Source organism: Pelagimonas sp. (assembly GCF_050633425.1).
Taxonomy (GTDB): Bacteria; Pseudomonadota; Alphaproteobacteria; order Rhodobacterales; family Rhodobacteraceae; genus Pelagimonas.
In genome coordinates this window covers 443,281-460,057 of the sequence record NZ_JBOEGM010000008.1, presented here as the reverse complement: position 1 = coordinate 460,057, position 16,777 = coordinate 443,281, and the positions used below count along the sequence as shown (strand labels likewise).

Below are 16,777 nucleotides of genomic sequence, written 5' to 3'. Positions count from 1 at the left end.
TGGGTTACCACAGTGTCACCCAAGCGCACGCGCAACATTCCCCGAGGCAATTGGTACAAAACCCTCTGCGTTTGGGGGAGATTGCTTAGGGGCCAAACTGCCTCAGTTTTCGAGGTGATTCTGGCAATCTGTACAAAACACCCCGAGTTTGGGGGAGATTGGGGAATGTGCTTAACGGTTTGAAAAAAGGGGCCGAAACGCGCTATTTGCCGCCCAATGCAACTGCGATGAGCAAAGGTGGAGTTGGCTAACTCGGGGTCTGGACACTAGGGCCGCGCCAGAGCCATCACCGCATTCAAGCCGCCAAAGGCGAAGGCATTGGACATGACCACATCAACCTCGGCATCGCGGGCTTGGTTGGGGACAACATCCAGCGCACATTCGGGATCGGCCTCTTCGTAATTGATGGTCGGGGCGATAACCCCGTCACGCAGGGCCATGAGACAGGCCAAAAGCTCTACCGCGCCCGTGCCGCCGATCAAATGGCCATGCATAGATTTGGTCGATGAGATCATCAGATTGTCGGCATGGGCGCCAAACACATCTGCAACAGCGGCGCATTCAGTTTTGTCATTGGCTGCGGTGCCGGTGCCATGAGCATTGATATAGCCGACACGTTCCTTGTCGATATTGCCATCTTTGAGCGCCCCAGCAATGGCCCGCGCCGCGCCAGCCTTGGAGGGCATAACGATATCGGCCGCATCGGAACTCATGGCGAATCCAACAACTTCGGCAAGAATGTCAGCCCCCCGCGCATGGGCGTGGTCATAGTCTTCGAACACAAAGACACCGGCTCCCTCGCCCTGAACCATGCCGTTGCGGGTGGCCGAAAACGGGCGGCAGGCGTCTTTGGACATGACGCGCAGACCTTCCCAGGCTTTGACGCCGCCAAAACACAACATCGCTTCGGAACCGCCGGTGATCATCGCAGGCGCCATGCCCGAGCGCACCATTTGATAGGCCTGCCCCATGGCGTGATTCGAGCTGGCACAGGCAGTTGAGACCGTAAAGGTCGGGCCGCGAAGGTTAAATTCCATGCTGACATGGCTGGCGGCGGCATTGTTCATGAGTTTAGGAACAACAAAGGGATGCACCCGGTTTTTACCATCCTCGTAGACGGCGCGGAAGTTTTCATCCTGTGTGGTCAACCCGCCGCCGGAATTGCCGAGAATAACCCCGGAGCGGTCGGCCAGTTCGCCGTGAAATTCGATGCCCGATTGCGCCATAGCCTGACGCGCCGCCAGCAATGTGAACTGGGTAAAGCGGTCATAGAGGGACAGTTGTTGGCGGTTAAAATGGTTTTTGGGATCATAGCCCTGCACCTGACCACCGATCTTGATCGCCAAACGATCAACGTCCTGGAAGTCGAGCGGGCCAATGCCGCATTGGCCGTCGCGCATGGCTGCCAGCGTGCTTGGCACGTCACAGCCCAGAGCATTGATGGTTCCTGCTCCGGTGATAACAACACGTTTCACGACGATTGCTCGGCTTTCAGCTTTTCGATGCCTGCGATGATTTTGGCCACCGATGAGATGTCAAAGTCGCTTTCGCTTGGGTCATTTGCGTTGAAAGGTACTGATATATCGAAGGTTTCTTCGATGGCGAAAATCGCTTCGACAAGGCCGAGGCTGTCGATCCCCAGATCGTCCAGCGTGCTGTCGAGTGTCACGTCGCTTGGCTCAAGGAGCGCCTGCTCAGCAACAATTGCGATCACTTGGTCTTTGACGTTCATAGTCCCCGTCCTGCACCTAAATTCGCGTCTGTGATGACTTAGTCATTCCCAGTCAGTTTTGAAACAGCTTTTTTGAGCTCGGCAACATCACGGAAGAGACGCGGCAGGCGGCGGAAGCCTTTGTAGCTTTCGACATGGTTGTCCATTTTGATCGCAGGATAGCCCAGCATCACACGGCCCGCCGGCACATTGGTAAGCACGCCAGAACCACCGCCGATAATGGCACGATCACCAATGATGATATTGTCAGAAATGCCGACCTGACCGCCAAGAACACAGTTGCTTCCGATCACGGATGATCCTGCAATCCCAACCTGACCACACAGCAGCGTGTCTTCTCCGACCACGACGTTATGGCCGACATGAACCAGGTTATCGAGCTTGCAACCGTCATGGATGACAGTGTCGCGCACAGTGCCGCGATCAACACAGGCGTTTGCGCCGATTTCAACGTTGTTTCCAACGGTTACAGAACCAAGTGAATGTATACGCGCCCAGGATTGCGGGGTGTCATTGCCCTCTTCGCCAAGGCTGGCGCGGGCTTTTTCAACGCCGGAGGTTTCCGGGGTGACAAATGAAAAACCATCGGAGCCAATAACCACACCGGGATGGGCGATAAGAGCGTCGCCGATGCTGACACGGGCGCAAATCTTGACACCGGAATGGAGCAAGGCGTTGGCACCGAGGGTGGCGTTCCAACCGATATGGCATTGCGGGCCGATAACACAGCCGTCGCCAATTTGCGCACCGGCATCAATAACGCTCAGCGCCCCAATGGTGACGTTGTCGCCAATTTGCGCGCTTGGGTCGATGATCGCCGAGGGGTGAATGCCGCCCCCAAAGCCGGGGCCGTGATCCATCATGGCCGACAGGCCCGACATCACAAACCGTGGACGGGAGGCGAAAATCGCGGCCTTGAGACCAAAGCTTTGCCAATCCGCGCCTTGCCAGAGCATGGCAGCTTGGGCCGTGCCCTCGGGCAAACCCGCCGCATACTCCGCTTTCATGGCCATCGCGAGCTGATCTGGCCCGGCCGAAGCGGGTTCGGCAACGCCTTTGACGCGCAGATCCCCGTCGCCTTCAAAGCTGACACCCAAGGATTTTGCGATTTCTGCGATGGTATAAGACATGGTATAAGACACGGGCGGTTCCGACTTGCTTGGGATGTGCTGAGGCAGATGTAAGCCTCTCTTGGCCAAGTGGAAACCCCTTTGGCATGTAAGCCCCGGCAAAGAAAAAGCCCCCAGCATGCGCCGAGGGCCTGTTCGTTGTTACGACAATGTCACCACAATTGAGACGTCAGGTTAGATGCTACCCGTGCGCAGATTGACCCCGGCCTGGACAAGCGCATTCCAGATTTTTCCATCGCGACCATAGACATCCGGGCGATAGTTCATCTGACCTTTGGCCTGCGTAAAGGCGGTTCGATAGATCAAATGCACCGGCACCTGCTCCACCAGAGGCACATGGGTTTCCTGACCGGAATTCAGCACAGATTTGAAATAACCGACCGGATCGCCCTCTTGTTTGGCCAAGAGCGCATAGGCAAAGTCATGCGGATCATCGAGGCGGATACAACCGTGGCTAAAGGTGCGGACTTCGCGCGCAAACAGATGCTGCGACGGGGTGTCATGCAGGTAGATGTTGTATTTGTTCGGGAAAATGAACTTGACCGTCCCAAGCGCATTGCGCGGACCGGGTGGCTGGCGCATCGAAAATGGGAAGGTGCTTGCGGAGTATTTGGCAAAGCCATGGCCCCGGCTGACCACACGGCCACGCGCATCAATGATTTCGAGATGGCCCACAGCACCCGGGTTGCCACGCAGCAATGGCAGGTATTCGTTGACGATGATCGAGCGCGGCACATACCATGACGGGTTGATGACCATATGCTCCATCACGTCGGAAAACTCTGGGGTGCGACGGTCGTGATCCTGATGGCCGATCACTGATTTTGTCTGATAGGTCAGTTTGTTATCATCAAAAATCTGAGCGTGATAATTGACCAGATTGACCTTGACGTGACGCTTGCCAAGCCCTTCGGGGAGGTTGAGCCACCGCTCGCGCTCCATCGCAACCATGATGGATTTCAACCGGGTGACCGGATCGGTGTTGATCTGGCGCATGGTGCCCGACCCGGCGACGCCGTCAGGTTTGAGACCATGATCCGCCTGAAAATCCTGAACGGCGGTTTGCAGCGCGTCATCATAGCTCGAGGACAGCGACGGGCGCATATAGCCCATTTTGGTCAGACGGTTTCGAAGAGCGACAACCGCATTGCCCGTACTGCCGGGTTTCAGGCTTCCCGATGGAACGGCCGAGCCCCAACCGCCATGTTCGATCCGGTGCTCAAGCTTGAGCTTGGCGCGCATCAAGCGAGCGTATTCAGGGCTTGTGGGCGCAAGGCTGCGCATCACGGCGCGCGGATCTTCGGTGATCAGACGCTCCAACAGAACCTGCGCATCACGATGTGGCAGCTTGCGCTTGATGTCCGAATCAATCCGCGAAGGCACCAACATGCCCGATTGCAGATCACGGGCAAAGCGCAGGAAGGTCTGGGACAGCTCAACCTCAAGCAAACCGCGGTCACGATCGGTTTGGACACGGGCCATTTTGTCGAGCAAAATGTCCTTATTATAGCGTTGAACCGGCAGGCCGTGATCATCGGCCATGGAAAACGCTTCGATCAGCGCCAATCGGCGGGTGCGATCCTCTTGCCCGGCGCCGGTCCAGATGGGTTCGAATCCCCTGCCCCGATAAAACGCAGCCATTTGGCCATTTTCACCGATTTGTTCTGCGACGGCCTGTTTGTAGGCGGTGACCTGAAAGGAGAACCCTGTTGTTTGCGCAACGCTTTGTTGGGCCTGAGACGTTCCCGCCGCGAGCCAAATCGCCCCCGCCGCGATGAGGGCTGTTGTCCAGCCACGTCTCGATGCCCGAGTTGAGCCCCCGTTTGAGCCCCGGTTTAAGTTCCGAGCTGATCCTCGGGTTGGTCTCCGCTCTGTCGCATTCCTAGAAAAATTCATTAAAAACCCCTGTCACACGCGCCTTTTTATCTATTCTGTTTTGTATTCAAAGCCCTGCCCTGTCTACTCACATTTGTGACAGGAGCCGAAACGAATTGTATCCGAGACGATGCGAGCACGGTTCGCACATTCTCGCCACAGTTCAAGAGTGATCTGGCAGAAACCTGCTCATTTCCCCTTGAAAATGAAAAACCTCCCAAATGTTTCTTTTTTGGCAATCCGATTCGTGTCATACCTTTGCCGACATCTGGGGATAGATGGCAGGTGGTCAGCCTGATGTACGCAAAGTGCGCAGGCCGGCTCGGAACAGGTAATAGCGACGGGACAGGCGCTTCGAACATGGCAGATAACACTTTGGGCAGCTTTACGCGGCGTGGCATTCTTGGCGCATTCGCCGCCACGACAGTTGCAGCAGCACCGACATATACCAATGCGGCGGGTTTTCTGCGCGGCGGTGGCGATATTCGCCGCGTGCGCATGTATTCGGGCCGCACCGGTGAACGGATCGACATGATCTATTGGATCGAAGGCAAATACCTTGCCGACGCGGTCAAAGAAATCAACTACTTCATGCGCGATTGGCGCACCAATGACGTCAAGAAGATCGACCTGCGCACCGTCGATATCATGGCAGCGGCCCACAACCTTATGGATGTGTCTGAGCCCTACATGCTAATTTCCGGCTACCGCAGCCCGAAAACCAATGCGATGCTGCGCTCGCGCTCGAGCGGTGTTGCCAAGAACTCGCGTCACCTACGCGGTCAGGCTGCTGATCTGCGTTTGGCCTCCCGTTCGGTAAACCAAATCTACCAAGCTGCGAAGTCTTGCGGCGGTGGCGGCGTTGGCCGGTATTCCAAGTCAAACTTTGTCCATATGGATTGCGGCCCTGTCCGCAGCTGGGGCCGGTAAACTCTGACCAGGATACTTTGACCAGGAAACTCCGAGCAAGCCCCGAACAGAGCCTGTTTTAACGACATCTGCCCGATGTCCTGCCTGACCGATGTGCGAACACCTGCCTGACCCCACACATGCCTGAGCTGGCACATGCCCTATAGACACATGTCTCACAAGCGCCTCGATATTTCGGGGCGCTTTTGCTTTGGCATGCGTATTGCCAAGCCCCTGTGGCGGCGCATGACCAACACATGGTTCTTTTGCGATCGTTTCCGAGTCGCCTATCGGGGTCGCATGTCGGGCAAAAACCCGGCGTTAGAATCAGCCTGCCAGAAAGAGAGCCGAACGGGAGAAGGGATAGAGGCAGCAGCAGACTTGAACATAGTCTTATCCCATGCAGCCCGATCTGAGACAGTCAGGTATTCCTGCCCCTTTGCCCTCGGTGCGGGACCGAATCCCGCCTTAGGCGAGAAATTCCCCCTAAAACGCCAAAAGCACCCCGAAGGGTGCTTTGACAACTTTCCGAAGAAAGTGGCGCGGTTGACGGGGCTCGAACCCGCGACCCCCGGCGTGACAGGCCGGTACTCTAACCATCTGAGCTACAACCGCACTCAATGCGTTGGCCCGGTTTCGGAGGCAGTGGTGGCGCGGTTGACGGGGCTCGAACCCGCGACCCCCGGCGTGACAGGCCGGTACTCTAACCATCTGAGCTACAACCGCTCACTGCCGCCTGACCGTATTGGCCGTGGCGTGAGAGCGCTTTTAGGGTTAGGCCGATGTGCCGTCAAGCAGATTTCCCAACCTTTTTGCAGCTAATTTCACTTGGACGTCTGTTGGGCCAAAAACCGCCCCTTACACACCGTGTCATCGGTGTCACGATAGTCACCCTCCGCCACATTTTTGACAAATTTACCTTGCGCATCAAGCGCATGGCAGGCTTTGGTCTTTTCATCTGCTTTTTCTGCCATTTTCTGCCAAGGATGGCCCCTTATGACTGACTTCTCCCGCCGGGCCTTTGTGTCCGCAGGAACGGCTGCGTGCGTATTGGCGCAGCCCCACATGGCCGAAGCCGCAGCCCCTGCGATTTCGTTGCCCAAAGACGTGGCGCGCAAAGACGCCGCCACAGTGATGGCCGTTAAGACCAGCACACCTGTGGTCGCTATGACCTTTGACGACGGGCCCCATCCCAGCCTGACGCCAAAACTTTTGGATATGCTCAAAGCGCGAAACCTGCGCGCGACGTTCTATCTGATCGGCAATCGTGTGGTGACCTGGCCTGATATCGTCAAACGTATCGCTGATGAAGGCCATGAGATAGGCAATCACAGCTGGTCGCATCCGAATCTTGCAAAACGATCAAATACATCGGTTTTGTCAGAGATCGACCGCACCACCGATGCGATTTTCAAAGTCACCGGGCGCCCTCCGGTTACTTTTCGCCCGCCTTATGGCTCGTTCACCAAGCGCCAGCGCCTGATGCTTTATAATGAGCGCAACTTGCCAACGATTCTGTGGTCGGTGGATCCCGAAGATTGGCGTCGCCCCGGATCGAGCGTTGTGGCCAAGCGAATCCTGAGACATTCGCGCCCCGGCGCGATTATTCTGAGCCATGACATCCAAAAAGGCACCGTACGCGCCATGCCCAGTACTTTTGACGGGCTAACGGCGCGCGGGCTCAAGTTTGGCACGGTCAGCCAAATGATGGGCTGGCCGCTTTGGCAAAAACGCAAATTCCGCCGGGTGGCAAAAAAGGGCTAAGCCGCCCTTTTGCCATTGGGCATCAGAAATAGCGCTGTTCGTATTTCCAGTTATCCGCATCCGGGGTAACGGAATCCAGGTCGTAGTCATTGTCGATGAGATGTTGCGCCGAGGTGTCGCCCATAGCGGCGGCATCGCGAATGGCTTGGCGTCCGGCATCCTGATCCATCGGCACACCGCGACCGCGCAAAAGATTGAGCCCATGGTTAAAGGCTGCCACTTCGGAGCCAAGCTCCATGGCGCGGCGGTCCAAAGCAGCGGCGGCTTCGGGATTTTCGGGCGCGCCGAGCCCATTGTCCTCCATCCAACTCAACCAGGTCATGCCCTGGACGTCGCCTTGCTGTGAGAGTTCGTCAAAAATCTCGCGCGCGACGGCGTGATTTCCCTCCTTGGCGGCACCATAGCCGATGACGCCCATCATCGGATGGGTTTCCCCGTATCGCATGCGATCAAGCGCGCCGCGCAAGGAGAGCTCCTCGGGATTGAGAACACCGGCGTCATCACCTGGATCATAGTTTTCTGTGGTGAAGGTTTGGGCGGCCACGGGCCCAGCCAAACAGAACAATAGTGCAAATCTTAGCATGGTCTTTCCTCCTGATCTGCCCCCAGACAAAGCAAAAACGGCCCTGACAGGTGTCAGAACCGCGCAAGAGCCATGCAAGAAATTTGCAAAATCGGCGAATTTGACAGAATCAATTCGGGAGCCGATACCCTTGGCCATGTACCGTCTCGATCAGCTCTGCATCCCCGAGCTTGCGCCGCAGCGCCAGCATATGTTGATCCAACGCCCGTGAATTGGGCATGTAGTCCCTGCCCCATCCCGCATCATAGAGCGCATCTTTGCGAACCACCTCGCCGGGATGATCGGCAAAGACGCGCAAAATCACGATGTCTCGGGCGCTCAGCTGTTCTTCGACACCATCTACAATGCAACTGCTGCGGCGCGGATTGATTTGCACCGGCCCAATAGCAAAGCTTTCGGGATCGGTTGGAATCGCCGGGCGGCGGCGCAACGCCCAGAAAAACCCAATCACAACAACCAACAGCACAGCGATAACGACGTAGAACCAGACCATCACCTTTTCAAAATAGGCGAAATAGGGATCATCGACAGAGGCCGGTGCCCCCATAGATTCGGCGTCGAGCACAAGGCATAGCGCAGGTTCTGAGCGGCAATGATACAGGCGGTCAGGCGATAGGGCGCTGGCCACGGTTTTGCCAGCCCCGGCGCTTTGGCTGATGCTGTGCAGCTCTGTTGCATTGTTGAGAACGATGGAATCGCTGTGATGTGGCACACTCCCCTGAGGGGGATAGACCACCTGCCCGGTCCCATCCCAACGGATCACCCCAATCAATTCGGGGGTCTCGGCGATGTGAAAGCGCATTTCCTGCACGGTTTTGGGCAGTTTTTGCACCATTTCGTCGATGGGGGCCGCCAAAGCCACCCCGCCGCTGCACAGCCCAACGACCGCGCCAAATGTGAGAATCTGTTTCATAGGCCCGTGATTTAAGAAGCGTCGCGCCGCGCTAGGCTAAGAGGTCGCAGTAAGAAACACCATGCGACTTCGGTCGGCCCTTTACCCCGGCCAATCGTTTTCCTATATGTTTTTCTCAAGAATAATTCGGAAGGACCGGCAATGACCGATGCCAGCCCCCAAATGGAAGGTGCGCCCTTGATCGCGCCCTCTAGCACGGAACACCCGCTCCACGACACAATTGTCGAGGCATGCCGCACTGTTTTTGACCCGGAAATCCCGGTGAACATCTTTGACCTTGGCCTTGTTTATACGGTTGAGATCAATGATGAAAACGAGGTGAACGTGATCATGACCCTAACCGCGCCGGGATGTCCGGTTGCGGGCGAAATGCCCGGCTGGGTTCAAGAGGCCATCGAACCGGTGCCCGGTGTGAAGATGGTCAATGTTGAACTGACCTGGGAACCGCCCTGGGGCATGGAAATGATGTCTGATGAGGCACGTTTGGAATTGGGCTTTATGTAAGGAAGTCATTTTACTTTCTTTTCCGCAAAGAAAGTGCTATGGCTTTCCCATGATCCTGACTGTTCTCACCGGCGATATCGTCGACTCAACCAAATTGGACAGCGCTGCGTTGGATCAGGCCATGTTGGCCTTGTCAGACGCGGCCTCTGAAATTTCAGGCTGGGACAGCGCGCCAAGCCTGTTTGGACGCAGCAGCGGCGATGGCTGGCAATTGGCGCTGGGCAACCCGGCCCGTGGCCTGCGCGCGGCCCTGTATCTGCAAGCCTGTCTGCGCAGATTGGACAAATCGCTGGCAAGCCGGATGTCCTTGGCCACCGGCGAGGGCCATTTACCAGAAAACCAAGACGTCAATAGCGCCCATGGGGCGGTTTTTGTCTCATCGGGGCGGCTTCTCGATCGGATTTCGGGGCATATTCACATGGCCCATTCCGGATGCGGGACCAAGAACGCCACGCTGGTTTTGGCCGACTATATTTCCCAAGGCTGGACACAGGCCCAGGCCCGATCCCTCTGCGAAATGCTCCCCCCTGACGCCGGTCCACGCGAAGAGGCGGCCAAACGCCTTGGGGTTTCACGCCCGGCTGTGAATCAGGCGCTGTGGTCCGCTGGGTTTCCGGCCTTGGACACCGCCATCAAAGACTGGGAACATTCGGAATGAAACTCTTTTCGCTTCCTTTGAACCAAAGAAGGTGACGATGCTTTCTCTTCCTATTGATCCCAATACCGCCCAATGTTTTGCTGCGCTGCTCTTGGCGCATGTGTTGGCGGATTTCACGTTTCAAACCAATTGGATGGTGCAAAACAAACGCAAGCCATTGGTTTTGCTGCTACATATCGCCATGGTGTTTATCCTGTCCACCGCACTTCTTGGCGGGGTTTGGCAGGTGGCTTTGCTGGTGGCGCTGGCCCATTTGGTGATCGACGCGGTCAAAACATGGGCCCTGCCCGAGCCGATGCGCTCAAGCCTCACGGCATTTTTGATCGACCAAGGCGCGCATATGATCACATTAATCGCGGCCGCTCTGTGGTGGCCCGGCGCAATTGCCCAAGGTGCCTGGGCCGAATATGCGCCTATCGCCCTGCCCCTGGTGATTTTACTGGCCGGTTTTATCACATCGGTAACTGCGGGCGGCTATGTTGTTGGCATGTTAACCGGGCGCTATCAGGCGATAGGGAATATGCCCAAACCTGACCTGCCCGAATCAGATCTACAGGATGCGGGCCTGTCGGACGCGGGCCATTCGGATTTAGGCCTGTTGGATTCTGGGTTACCGGATGCGGGTCGCTTGATCGGGCAATTGGAACGTTGCATGATCTTTTTGCTGGTGATGATCGGCCAACCCGCCGGTGTTGGGTTTTTGATCGCCGCAAAATCGGTTTTACGGCTCGACACCGCCAAACAAGGGCGGCAGGCCAGTGAATATGTGATCATCGGCACGCTGGCATCTTTCGCCTGGGCGCTGGGCGCAACATATGTGACCCTCGCCCTTCTTGAGATTGCAGTTCTTGAGATTGCTGTGCCGGTGCCCTAAGTAGAGTGTCTAAGGAAAAGAGGTATCTCATGTTCAGCATTCCCGGCAAACAGGCGGTCACAATGACCCCGGCGGCGGTCAAGCAGATCACCAAGCTGATGGACCGCGATGGTCGTCACGGGCTGCGCATTGGCGTCAAGAAAGGCGGCTGTGCGGGCATGGAATACACCATGGATTACGTCGACGAAGCCGACCCCAGCGATGAGACCGTCGAACAAGATGGCGCACGGGTGATGATCGCCCCAATGGCGCAGATGTTCCTGTTTGGCACTGAGATTGATTATGAAGTGTCGCTTTTGGAAAGCGGGTTCAAATTTCGCAATCCAAATGTGACCGACGCCTGCGGATGTGGGGAATCAATCAAGTTCAAAGACGTATCTGAACTTGAGGCTGAACAGGCCAATAACGTTTAAATACCTCCCCTTACAGGATTATCTTAAGGTGTTTTCTTAAGGTGAAGATAGGTTTCATTGAACCGCTTTTGCAAATGATCCCCTGCGTGAATCTCCTCTGCGGCACCGAGCGGTGCAACATTGGTTTCCACGTTTGGATTGAAGAACAGCGGAACTGAGATTCGTTCTTGGCTCGAACCTTTGACCCGGTGCAGCGTGGCTTTGACCCGCCCGCCGGTCCACATTTCCAACATCTCACCAAAGTTGATAATAAACTCGCCCGGTTCGGCCTGAACCGGCAGCCAGGTTCCATTGCCGAGCTGAACCTCAAGCCCCGGCACGCCATCGGTTCCCAGCAGCGTGAGACAGCCATAATCAGTATGGGCCGCGATGCCAAAATCCTTGTCGCCAGCCCAATCAGGACGCGGTGGATAGTAATTGCCACGCAGCAACGCCATGGGACGATCAAATTTATCGTCAAAATAACGCCGATCCTGACCAATCGCCTCGGCAACACCGCGCAAAATATCTAGCGCGACTGTCAGCGCCTCTTGGTAATAGCTCTGGATTTCGGCTTGGAAGGTCTGGGGCGTTTTCGGCCACAGGTTGGTGGCATAGACAGGCAAATCACTGTCTGGAATCTCAAAGCCACAGTCAAAGACCTGCTTGTAATCAGGATTGGCCTCAGGATCGACCTGTTCGGCCAAAGGCGCCCCCCACCCGCGGTTTGATCCGGTCTGAGCCATGTCGATTTCGCGCTTTTGCGCCTCAGGCAGGGTAAAAAATGCACGATATACGTCAATGACTGCACACATACGCTCGGGCGTGATTGCAGAATTGTAGATGGTTAGAAAACCAGTCTGCTCAGCGCCAAGCCGCAACGCCTCAAGCGTTTCGGGATCACGGTCTTTGATTTTTTGAGCATCTAATCTGGGGATCATGCGCCTTCCTCCTGCCCGCGATCCATGCCATGACAGGAAGATGCGCGCAACTGGGCTTGACCACCAACGGCCTGCTGTGATGATCAGACCCTGATAGCGCAAACAAACGAGGAGATCCCATGAGACGCAAACTGGCCGCTGGCAATTGGAAAATGAACGGCACGACAGCTGCGCTAAGCGAAATCGACGCGATGAAAGCCGCCCTGACACCGGGGGTTGACGTGCTGATCTGTCCCCCCGCCACATTGATCGCACAGGCCGCCGCCATGTCAGGCGGTATCGCCATTGGTGGCCAAGACTGCCACGCAAAGGACTCTGGGGCACATACCGGTGATCTGTCAGCGGCCATGCTCCAAGATGCTGGCGCGCGCTATGTCATCACCGGACATTCGGAACGCCGCAGCGATCATGCAGAAAGTGACGCCGATGTTGCAGCAAAGACCCTCGCGGCTTGGAATGCCGGCCTGATGGCCGTGGTTTGCATTGGTGAAACGCTGCAAGAACGGGAAAGCGGCGACACGCTTGATGTGATTGGTCGCCAGCTCGCGGGCTCGATCCCGGACGGCGCCACCGCCAGCACCACGGTTATCGCCTATGAACCGGTCTGGGCCATCGGCACCGGCAAAGTGCCAACGCCTGATTTGATCGCAGAAGTGCATGATTTTATGCGCGCGGAACTGACTGGCCGATTTGGGGCCGAGGTCGCCGACGGATTCAGCCTGCTCTATGGCGGATCGGTCAAGGCCTCCAACGCCGAGGAAATCTTTGCAGTGTCCAATGTCGACGGGGCCTTGGTTGGCGGCGCATCGCTAAAAGCGGCCGACTTCACCCCGATCATTTCGGCGCTTGCCGCCTCTGCGGATTAAAAAACAATCCCCAAGAGGCTCAGGCCTCTTGGGGCGACCAAGGAGAGGCAGGCTTTTGCGTCTTCTTGGTCTCTCCCTTCAAATCCCCCCGATTCAAAGCGAAACGACGCCCCATATGGAGCGTCGCCTCAGAGCATTTCTAGGAAAAGAGCGCGCGGGCGCGCTCCCTTTGATCGGTTCCTAGTGTGTGATAATCTCAGGACCCATAAACTTGGTGGGCAAATAAGTTGAGATCCACGGGATATATGTCACCATAATCAGGAACACGAAGAGCACAGCGAGGAAGGGCAAAGATGCGCGAACGACCCGCATCATTGGCATGCCCGCCACGCCCGAGGTCACAAACAGGTTGAGACCAACCGGTGGTGTGATCATGCCGATTTCCATGTTTACCACCATGATGATGCCGAGATGGATCGGATCGACGCCAAGCTCAATGGCAATTGGGAAGACCAGAGGGGCAACAATCACGATCAGACCTGAGGGTTCCATAAACTGGCCCCCAATCAGCAGGATGATATTCACAATCACCAGGAACATCACCGCACCAAACCCGGCCGAAATCATCGCGCCTGCGATCTGTTGTGGGATCTGTTCATCGGTCAAAACATGCTTGAGGATCAAGGCATTGGCGATGATAAACATCAAGGTGATGGTCAGCTTGCCAGCTTCAAACAGCGTGTCTTTGGTGTCTTTGTGAAAGAAGGCCGTGAAGATCGCGATAGGCTTGCGAAGCAGGGACAGATTTGGCGCGCCATTTTTGCCCGCCAAGGGCCCCATATCACGATAGATAAAGTTCGCGATAAAGAAGGCATAGACCGCCGCCACCGCCGCCGCTTCTGTCGGGGTGAACAAACCACCATAGATGCCGCCCAGAATGATGACGATCAGGAACAGACCCCAAACCGCATCACCGCCAGCTTCCAAGACTTCACCCCAACCGCGCCATTCGCCTTTGGGCAGGTTCTTGATGCGGGCAATGACATAGATGGTGACCATGAGCATCGTGCCCGCCAGCAATCCGGGGATCACACCCGCGAGGAACATCCGGCCAACAGAGACTTCGACCGCAGAAGCATAAACAACCATAACGATAGAAGGTGGGATCAGGATGCCCAGAGTCCCCGCATTGGCGATCACGCCCGCAGCAAAGTCTTTGGAATACCCAACCTGGCGCATACCCGCGATTACGATCGAGCCAATGGCGACCACTGTTGCCGGGCTAGAACCCGACAGAGCCGCAAAGAGCATACAGGCAAACACACCCGCAATCGCCAGACCACCGTGGAAGTGGCCAACGATGGCGATTGAAAAGCGAATGATGCGCCGAGCCACACCGCCTGTCGACATAAAGGACGAAGCGAGGATGAAGAACGGGATCGCAAGCAGCGTGTAATGTCCTGCCATTGCTTGGAAAAAGCTTTGAGCAACGGAGGCGAGCGAGGTGTCGGAGAGAACCAAAAGGAACACCACCGACGAAAAGCCAAGGCTAACGGCGATCGGCACACCGATCAGCATCAGGCCAATGACCATGATAAAGAGAATGGCAACTTCCATTGGAATTAGTCCTCGCGGTTCAGATGGGCGACGTCATCGACCGCATCTTCGGCTTCGTGGCTGACGATCAGGCTTTCTTCTGTGCCGATCCAGATTTTCCAGCTGGCTTGGCAGAAACGAAGCAAGAGCATCGCCGCCCCAAAGGGCAAAATGGCATAAGGGATAAAGCGCGGGATCTTTTCGTAGCTCTCGCCTTGGTTGAAGATGGGTTCGATAAACCGCAGCCATTCGGTCATCCGGATATCGTCAACCTCATACCATGCCTGATCGCGGCTATTGGCGAAACCGGTCGGGAACCAGTGGCCGTCTGTGGCATTGAACCCGGCAAATGGTGCCCAGTAATCCCACGCACCTTTGAAGAGCAGCAGCGCATAAATCACACAGACCGCAGCAGCCGTCAGCCCCAAGACACGGCGCAGCGGCGGGGCCACCATGTTGAGCACCACATCGACACCCAAGTTGGCGGTCTTTTTAACCGCATAGCTGATGCCAAACAGCACAAGCCAGGCGAACAAAAACGAGGTCGCCTCAAACGCCCAGATAAGCGTGCGCGGGGCCTCGATGCCGATCACGCCCTCAAAGGAACGCCACCAGCTGGCATTAAAAACGTAGCGCACAATGACATTCACAAAAGTGATGATCGTCATCAGGCCCAGAATGATCGCAATTACGGATTCCTCAAGCTCGTCGATAAAGCCGCCAAGCATTGAGGGATTATGGGGATGTTGAGACATGCCCGTCCTCCACTGTCCAAAGAGGATATGAAAAACCCGGCCCAAAACAGAGTGGGCCGGGTTATGAAATAAGGCGCGGGGCCTTAGTACATCGCGTTCACTTTTTGCGCTGCGTCGATGTTTTCCTGACCTACGTCATCTTTGAACTGATCCCAAACCGGCATCATGGTCGCGACCCAGGCTTCACGCTGTGCGGCGTCAAGTTCACGAACGACACCACCCGCGTCAATCACAGCCTGTTTGGCCGCTTGGTTCACGGTGTAGGCTTCGCCGTTACGTGTCTCGGTGACTTCGTCGATGATGGTGGCCAGCTGGTCACGTACATCGTCAGGCAGGCTGTCCCAGAAATCGGTCGAGGTGACGAGCAGATAGTCGATGATGCCGTGGTTGGTTTCAGTCACACCATCCTGAACTTCAAAGAACTTTTTGCCGTAAATGTTGGACCAGGTGTTTTCCTGACCGTCAACAACGCCGGTTTGCAGCGCGCCATAAACTTCGGAGAAGGCCATCGGCTGGGGTGAGCCACCAAGCGCGGCCATCTGTGCCTTGAGAACTTCGGAGTTCTGTACACGGAACTTCAGACCTTCGGCATCTGTCGGGGATTCAAGTGGCTTGTTGGCCGACATTTGCTTCATGCCATTGTGCCAAAAACCCAGACCCAAAAGACCACGGCGGGTCATGGATTCTTTCATCGCCTGACCGGTTTCAGAGTTCTGGAACGCGTTCACAGCATCCATGTTTTTGAACATGAATGGCAGGTCAAAGAGACGGAATGTCTTGGTGAACTGCTCGAACTTGGACAGCGAAGGCGCGGCCAGTTGAACATCGCCGTTCAGCATGGCTTCGAGAACCTGATTGTCGTTGTAAAGCGTCGAGTTCGGGAACACTTCAAGGCAGGCTTTGCCGTTCATCTCGTCATTGACGCGCTGTTCCAGCAGGCTCGCGGCGATACCTTTTGGGTGCTTGTCAGTGTTGGTGACGTGGCTGAACTTGATGACGATCTCACCTTCGTCACAGGCGGCCATTGCGCCGGTTGCACCAGTGACCAGAGCGGATGCCGCAACGGCGGACATCAAAAACTTTTTCATGGGTATCCTCCCCAAAGTTGATTTTATGCTGCGCCACCCCTCCTCGGGTGGCTGACGCGTTAACAAAGCCTTGTGCGTCGAATCGGATCAAGCGGTCACATGACGCCCGGACAAATGGCTTATTTTTTCATTTAAAAACAATATTTTGATCAATTTACGCGCAATCCTGACCGGGCAGAAACAGGTGACCTGTGCGAAATCCCGCACAGGCGTTAGCGCAGAGTGTGCGAAAATCCGCACAGATTCTGCGAATCGCG

General features: G+C 56.1%; 18 protein-coding genes and 2 tRNA genes. 7 read left to right on the top strand and 13 right to left on the bottom strand.

Annotated elements, in window-relative coordinates; translation table 11 throughout:
- Positions 1-266 precede the first annotated feature (266 nt).
- From ACRBB0_RS07805 to ACRBB0_RS07790, 4 genes are all read right to left on the bottom strand, one after another.
- Entirely contained in the window at positions 267-1,475 is a 1,209-nt protein-coding gene (locus ACRBB0_RS07805) for a beta-ketoacyl-[acyl-carrier-protein] synthase family protein (RefSeq protein WP_431373842.1), read from the bottom strand.
- Positions 1,472-1,732 carry an acyl carrier protein gene (locus ACRBB0_RS07800; RefSeq protein ID WP_431373841.1) on the bottom strand — a complete coding sequence of 87 codons (261 nt, stop codon included), beginning with the start codon at positions 1,730-1,732 and terminating at the stop codon, positions 1,472-1,474. Before ACRBB0_RS07800 ends, ACRBB0_RS07805 begins: the two co-directional genes overlap by 4 nt.
- Before the next feature lie 38 nt (positions 1,733-1,770).
- The gene (gene lpxD / locus ACRBB0_RS07795; RefSeq protein ID WP_431373932.1) at positions 1,771-2,862 is read right to left on the bottom strand and encodes a UDP-3-O-(3-hydroxymyristoyl)glucosamine N-acyltransferase; all 1,092 of its coding nucleotides are present in this window, start codon (positions 2,860-2,862) and stop codon (positions 1,771-1,773) included.
- 174 nt (positions 2,863-3,036) lie between these two features.
- Positions 3,037-4,758, bottom strand: coding sequence for a L,D-transpeptidase family protein (locus tag ACRBB0_RS07790; protein WP_431373840.1), 1,722 nt, complete (start codon positions 4,756-4,758; stop codon positions 3,037-3,039).
- Positions 4,759-5,097: 339 nt separating this feature from the next.
- On the opposite strand from ACRBB0_RS07790, the gene ACRBB0_RS07785 reads away from it, so the two are divergent.
- Positions 5,098-5,667 (top strand): YcbK family protein, encoded by a 570-nt coding sequence (locus tag ACRBB0_RS07785; RefSeq protein ID WP_431373839.1) that lies wholly within the window; start codon positions 5,098-5,100, stop codon positions 5,665-5,667.
- Positions 5,668-6,184: 517 nt separating this feature from the next.
- On the opposite strand, the gene ACRBB0_RS07780 is transcribed toward ACRBB0_RS07785, so the two are convergent.
- The 3 genes from ACRBB0_RS07780 to ACRBB0_RS07770 form a co-directional block, all read right to left on the bottom strand.
- Positions 6,185-6,261: transfer RNA gene (locus tag ACRBB0_RS07780), tRNA-Asp, on the bottom strand.
- A 34-nt stretch (positions 6,262-6,295) separates the two neighbouring features.
- Positions 6,296-6,372, bottom strand: a tRNA-Asp gene (locus ACRBB0_RS07775).
- Positions 6,373-6,470: 98 nt separating this feature from the next.
- Complete coding sequence (locus tag ACRBB0_RS07770) at positions 6,471-6,620, bottom strand: hypothetical protein (protein ID WP_431373838.1); 150 nt, start codon at positions 6,618-6,620, stop codon at positions 6,471-6,473.
- Between the two features lie 22 nt (positions 6,621-6,642).
- On the opposite strand from ACRBB0_RS07770, the gene ACRBB0_RS07765 reads away from it, so the two are divergent.
- The gene (locus tag ACRBB0_RS07765; RefSeq protein ID WP_431373837.1) at positions 6,643-7,410 is read left to right on the top strand and encodes a polysaccharide deacetylase family protein; all 768 of its coding nucleotides are present in this window, start codon (positions 6,643-6,645) and stop codon (positions 7,408-7,410) included.
- A gap of 22 nt (positions 7,411-7,432) precedes the next feature.
- Here the strand turns inward: ACRBB0_RS07765 and ACRBB0_RS07760 are convergent, their stop codons facing one another.
- Both ACRBB0_RS07760 and ACRBB0_RS07755 read right to left on the bottom strand, forming a co-directional pair.
- On the bottom strand, positions 7,433-7,993 hold the full coding sequence (locus ACRBB0_RS07760) for a sel1 repeat family protein (protein WP_431373836.1): 561 nt from the start codon (positions 7,991-7,993) through the stop codon (positions 7,433-7,435).
- 109 nt (positions 7,994-8,102) lie between these two features.
- Positions 8,103-8,906: a winged helix-turn-helix domain-containing protein gene (locus tag ACRBB0_RS07755; protein WP_431373835.1), complete on the bottom strand. Its 804-nt coding sequence runs from the start codon at positions 8,904-8,906 to the stop codon at positions 8,103-8,105.
- A 141-nt stretch (positions 8,907-9,047) separates the two neighbouring features.
- On the opposite strand from ACRBB0_RS07755, the gene ACRBB0_RS07750 reads away from it, so the two are divergent.
- Genes ACRBB0_RS07750 through ACRBB0_RS07735 form a run of 4 tightly spaced genes read left to right on the top strand, consistent with a single transcriptional unit; the run spans position 9,048 to position 11,355 of the window.
- Positions 9,048-9,410, top strand: coding sequence for an SUF system Fe-S cluster assembly protein (locus ACRBB0_RS07750; protein WP_431373834.1), 363 nt, complete (start codon positions 9,048-9,050; stop codon positions 9,408-9,410).
- A gap of 49 nt (positions 9,411-9,459) precedes the next feature.
- Positions 9,460-10,068, top strand: coding sequence for a MarR family transcriptional regulator (locus ACRBB0_RS07745; protein ID WP_431373833.1), 609 nt, complete (start codon positions 9,460-9,462; stop codon positions 10,066-10,068).
- A gap of 37 nt (positions 10,069-10,105) precedes the next feature.
- On the top strand, positions 10,106-10,942 hold the full coding sequence (locus tag ACRBB0_RS07740) for a DUF3307 domain-containing protein (protein ID WP_431373832.1): 837 nt from the start codon (positions 10,106-10,108) through the stop codon (positions 10,940-10,942).
- A gap of 29 nt (positions 10,943-10,971) precedes the next feature.
- Positions 10,972-11,355, top strand: a complete 384-nt coding sequence (locus tag ACRBB0_RS07735; protein WP_431373831.1) for a HesB/IscA family protein — start codon at positions 10,972-10,974, stop codon at positions 11,353-11,355.
- Positions 11,356-11,378: 23 nt separating this feature from the next.
- Here ACRBB0_RS07735 and ACRBB0_RS07730 read toward each other — a convergent pair whose 3' ends face one another.
- A complete protein-coding gene (locus ACRBB0_RS07730) occupies positions 11,379-12,275 on the bottom strand; it encodes an isopenicillin N synthase family dioxygenase (protein ID WP_431373830.1) in 897 nt (298 codons plus the stop codon).
- A gap of 119 nt (positions 12,276-12,394) precedes the next feature.
- Here ACRBB0_RS07730 and tpiA point away from each other — a divergent pair, with 119 nt between their 5' ends.
- Positions 12,395-13,141 carry a triose-phosphate isomerase gene (gene tpiA / locus ACRBB0_RS07725; protein WP_431373829.1) on the top strand — a complete coding sequence of 249 codons (747 nt, stop codon included), beginning with the start codon at positions 12,395-12,397 and terminating at the stop codon, positions 13,139-13,141.
- A 180-nt stretch (positions 13,142-13,321) separates the two neighbouring features.
- On the opposite strand, the gene ACRBB0_RS07720 is transcribed toward tpiA, so the two are convergent.
- The 3 genes from ACRBB0_RS07720 to ACRBB0_RS07710 all read right to left on the bottom strand — a co-directional run bounded on the left by ACRBB0_RS07720 (position 13,322) and on the right by ACRBB0_RS07710 (position 16,520).
- Entirely contained in the window at positions 13,322-14,698 is a 1,377-nt protein-coding gene (locus ACRBB0_RS07720; protein WP_431373828.1) for a TRAP transporter large permease, read from the bottom strand.
- A gap of 5 nt (positions 14,699-14,703) precedes the next feature.
- Positions 14,704-15,432, bottom strand: a complete 729-nt coding sequence (locus tag ACRBB0_RS07715) for a TRAP transporter small permease (protein WP_431373827.1) — start codon at positions 15,430-15,432, stop codon at positions 14,704-14,706.
- Between the two features lie 83 nt (positions 15,433-15,515).
- On the bottom strand, positions 15,516-16,520 hold the full coding sequence (locus tag ACRBB0_RS07710; RefSeq protein WP_431373826.1) for a DctP family TRAP transporter solute-binding subunit: 1,005 nt from the start codon (positions 16,518-16,520) through the stop codon (positions 15,516-15,518).
- Positions 16,521-16,777 lie beyond the last annotated feature (257 nt).